This is a genomic window from Aquabacterium sp. NJ1 (genome assembly GCF_000768065.1).
Classification (GTDB): domain Bacteria; phylum Pseudomonadota; class Gammaproteobacteria; order Burkholderiales; family Burkholderiaceae_C; genus Aquabacterium.
In genome coordinates this window covers 1-4,007 of record NZ_JRKM01000015.1, presented here as the reverse complement: position 1 = coordinate 4,007, position 4,007 = coordinate 1, and the positions used below count along the sequence as shown (strand labels likewise).

General features: G+C 56.1%; 4 protein-coding genes. All 4 read left to right on the top strand.

Translation table 11 applies throughout. The annotated features are described in order from the left end of the window. Positions 1-484, top strand: a 484-nt coding sequence (locus tag JY96_RS23685) for a hypothetical protein (protein ID WP_161784392.1), incomplete at its 5' end; no start/stop codon positions are given. A 174-nt stretch (positions 485-658) separates the two neighbouring features. Further along, positions 659-1,177 (top strand): hypothetical protein, encoded by a 519-nt coding sequence (locus tag JY96_RS23495; protein ID WP_152606713.1) that lies wholly within the window; start codon positions 659-661, stop codon positions 1,175-1,177. Positions 1,178-1,986: 809 nt separating this feature from the next. Continuing rightward, entirely contained in the window at positions 1,987-2,421 is a 435-nt protein-coding gene (locus JY96_RS21770) for a hypothetical protein (RefSeq protein WP_152606712.1), read from the top strand. 145 nt (positions 2,422-2,566) lie between these two features. After that, on the top strand, positions 2,567-2,953 hold the full coding sequence (locus JY96_RS23490; RefSeq protein ID WP_152606711.1) for a hypothetical protein: 387 nt from the start codon (positions 2,567-2,569) through the stop codon (positions 2,951-2,953). Positions 2,954-4,007: the final 1,054 nt, after the last annotated feature.

Genomic DNA, 4,007 nt, shown 5'->3' with positions numbered 1-4,007 from the left:
GGCCCCTTACACCGAAGCGCTAGGCGAAATGACCAGGTTCGATCGACTTACCGCCGTTCTCGATGACTTTCATCGACAGCTTGAGAGCGAACAGCACGAATTGATCGTGCGCCTTAGAACGGGTTGGGCATTGGCAAAGCGTGACTACTCCCAGGCACTGCAAGCTGGCACCGTCACAAAGTCGGTGATTGCCTCAGGTATAGAACAAGGCATTCGTGAAATGCCCTTGCTCTTGCAGGCCCTGCCGGAACAGGTTCGAGTCGTCGCCAGCCAAGCGCTCTGCTCCGCGCTTCAACAGTACGCGCCAGATGTTCAAGCCAAAGATATGGAGCGGCTTAAAAAAGTCGTCGCACGGGGAAAAATCAAGGGTGAATCGGAGTATTACCTTGTGAGGCATCACATTGACGCACTAGAAGGCACGCCTAGCGACTCCGCTCTACTCTCAACTTTGTATGCACTCGAAGATGCATTCCAGTCACAGTAACCGTGGCCTAACTGGGCGGTCAAGCGGACACCAACAAGGGCCAAGGCTTCGCCATTGTCTTGGCCCTTGTTGGTGCCCTGCGCACCTTCGGTGCTCCGGTGCCGCTTACCTTGGGCGTTAGGCCCCAAGTAGTCATGCCAGAAATCCCCTTCCGCAACCGATGAGAGTTCGACAATGAATGATTCATCCACCGAGCAATCCACACTGAAGCAATGCATACCCGACTTGCTTCTTCTTAATTTGCAGCGCGTGGATGCTGCTGTAGACGGCGAGTACTCGGAGAACGACAGACGTCTAAATTGGTTTTTGCTCTTTCAAGCATTCCTTTTTCAAGGCTACGCGACTTCGCTACAAGCCATTACCGGGGCAAACCCAGAGCATAAGAATCTTATCCCGCATGCACAAGCCCTGCTAATAACGATTATTGCCGTTGGCCTCATTACAGGGCTGTTAACGCACCTGTCCACTCAAGCTGGGATTTCAGCGATAGAAGAACTCAAGCAAGAACGGGAAAAGCTTCGCGTGGAAGCCGAGTTTTGGCGAATCAGCACAGCAGGCTGGTACCCAAAAAGTGACCCCCGGCATGACCAAGGGCTTCTCCCGACACGATGGGGTCCTAGAATTTCCTTCGTGGCCTGGATCGCTCTTGCCATCCACTACGCTTGGCTTTCGCTGCCTTGCATCAACTCTTGATGGCTGCAGGATGCATGCTTTAGGCTTATGGGCTCGCCACACTGCGCACCTGCATGCAGCCTAACTGGTCGTTCAACGCGGACGCCAACATCGGCCATGGCTTCGCCATCTTCATGGCCGCTGTCGGTGCCCTCCGCACTTCGTGCTCCGGCGCCGGTTAACTAAGGCGTTAGGCCTTCGATTTTTGGCACTGCGTTTGGGCAAGGTTTCATTCATGTCATGCCTCGTGAACGTCAATAGCCATCGATGTTTTGCGCGAGAGCACTGATGCCAACCACGGCCTTTCTTTTTGCCGCTCACCCATCTGTTCGCGACTCCAGGTTTGGCGCTTTGCTGCCATCCTGATCCGCCACGTGGCGCGCCGCACAGTCTCAATCTGGCTGTCTGTCCTACGGCAGCCTGCTCACCAAACAGCCGCGCCAAAGTGCCACACGCCATAGGCAGTTGGTTGCCTGTCCTTCGGCAGGCAATGGTGATCATGTGCCACGCAATCTCTCAGCGTGCCATCACCAAGTGGGCCGCGCGTCCTTCGGCGCTCAGCGCAGGGAAACCGCGCTGCCACGGCCCACCAGCATCAGGCAAAATCTCTGGAAATCAAATCAAGGGAGCGGCCATGCAAAGGCCAAGCATCAATGAACGCAGCCAGGTTGTCGCGGCCTCAACGCCCTCTCCTGCGCTCCCCAGCCTAACTGGGCGGTCAAGCGGACACCAACAAGGGCCAAGGCTTCGCCATTGTCTTGGCCCTTGTTGGTGCCCTCCGCACCTTCGGTGCTCCGGTGCCGCTTACCTTGGGCGTTAGGCCAGCACATATGAGCATCAAGGTGTCAACCTCAACAGCAGTGGTGATTGGGCTATTACTGTCCGTAATCTTCTTTTTCTTCTTCGCCCACGTGATCGTGGATTCAGCAAGCATTTGGGCGATTCAAGTCGTCAAGCCAACATTTGAGCCACTCAACAATGCCTTTGGAAAAGGCTACGCTCGTACGCTTGCATATTCCATGATCTTTGCAGTCAGCGTCTTAGGCAGTGCACTTTTTGTCCTGCCAGTGAGGTTACTGTTGGGTGTAAATCCCACCTCAATCTCCATCTCCCTGATCGCAATTGCTCCTGTGCTGCTTGTCACGCTGTCCAATGGAGTGCCCGCATCCATCGAGAGCTTCTCCCTTCTTGTGCAACCAGTCGTAGGCGTTGCGCTTGCCTATGTTCAGCGCCAGCGCAGACTCACCAATGCCGCCCAATCCTAAAACTCAAAATTCAGCGCCTAACTGGGCGGTCAAGCGGACGCCAACAAGGGCCATGGCTTCGCCATTGTCCTGGCCCTTGTTGGTGCCCTTCAGTCGCTGCGCTCCTTGCGGCGCCGCTTACCTTGGGCGTTAGGCCCCAACTCACATGCCGCTATTCGTCGCTCACTTTGTCGTTCAACAGCAAGACCTCTGGTGTGCCAAAGAAGCACCCTATGAGGTCCTTCGCTCTTCCGAGTTGTTGCGAATTGATACGCATATATTTGAAGCTGACAATGCGGATATTGCGTATCTCAAGGCCTCTGAAATGATTCATGGCTTTAGCGATGCCCACTGCGATGGTCCAGGAGACCGAACGAACTTCACGTGTCTAGGCATCCACGATCTAGATGAAGTCATTCTCAGCGGTCGTTCATTAAGCCAAGAACTCCGCGAGCCATACGGCGTTCAGCTTGGCTGCATCCACTGGTCTAACTCATCTCCGAAAGTCCGCTCCCGTGAAGAACTCTCCGTCTTTAATCAACATGGCGCCTAACTGGGCGGTCAAGCGGACGCCAACAAGGGCCAAGGCTTCGCCATTGTCTTGGCCCTTGTTGGTACCCTTCAGTCGCTGCGCTCCTTCCGGCGCCGCTTACCTTGGGCGTTAGGCCCCACTTTTTGACGCTGCATTTTGGCAAGGCCGTATCGATGCCATGCCACGTGAACATCAATATGCATCGATGTTCTGCGCGAGAACACTGATGCATGCCGAGGCCTTTCTCTCTGTCGCTCAAGCATCTCATCGCTGCTTCAAGTTTGGCGCTTTAGGTTCGTCCAGCATGGCCACGAGGTGCTTGGCAAAGTCTCAATCTGGCTGTCTGTCCTACGGCAGCCCGCTGGCCAGTCAGCGGCGCCAAAGTGCCACACGCCATCGGCAATTGGTTGCCTGTCCTTCGGCAGGCAACGGCGATCATGTGCCGCGCCATCTCTCCGCATGCCATCACCAAGCTGGCCGCGCGTCCTTCGGCGCTCAGCGCAGGGAAACCGCGCTGCCACGGCCAACCAGCATCAGGCAAAATCTCCGGAAATCAAATCAAGGGAGCGTGGTCATGCAATGGCCAAGCATCAAGTCAAGTGCACAGGTCGGCGTGTTCTCAACGCCCTCTCCTACGCGCACCTGCCTAACTGGGCGGTCAAGCGGACACCAATACTTGCCAGCAAGTATTGGTTCCCTGCGTGCTTCGCACTCCGGTGCCGCTTACCTTGGGCGTTAGGCCCTCTTCGAATGGATCATATGAGTAATCAGGATTTAATTTTCCAAGGCCACACAGGGGCCCATCAGAACCCAGATTTGACATGGGTATGTGGGTCCGCTCATACCGGGGCGCATCAGAACCCAGATCGGACCTGGGTTTGCGGCGGGGCTCACACCGGCGCTCATCAAAACCCGGATCGCACATGGGTCTGCGGTGGTGCTCACACCGGGGCGCACCAAAATCCGGATCGCACTTGGGTCTGCGGTGGCGCCCACACTGGCGCGCATCAGAACCCCGACAGAACCTGGGTTTGCGGCGGGGCTCACACCGGCGCTCATCAAAACCCGGATCGCA

Excerpts from the sequence above, each read along its gene's own strand:
- JY96_RS21770 (WP_152606712.1), top strand. The coding sequence starts at position 1,987 with ATGAGCATCAAGGTGTCAACCTCAACAGCAGTGGTGATTGGGCTATTA.
- JY96_RS23495 (WP_152606713.1), top strand. The coding sequence starts at position 659 with ATGAATGATTCATCCACCGAGCAATCCACACTGAAGCAATGCATACCC.
- JY96_RS23490 (WP_152606711.1), top strand. The coding sequence starts at position 2,567 with ATGCCGCTATTCGTCGCTCACTTTGTCGTTCAACAGCAAGACCTCTGG.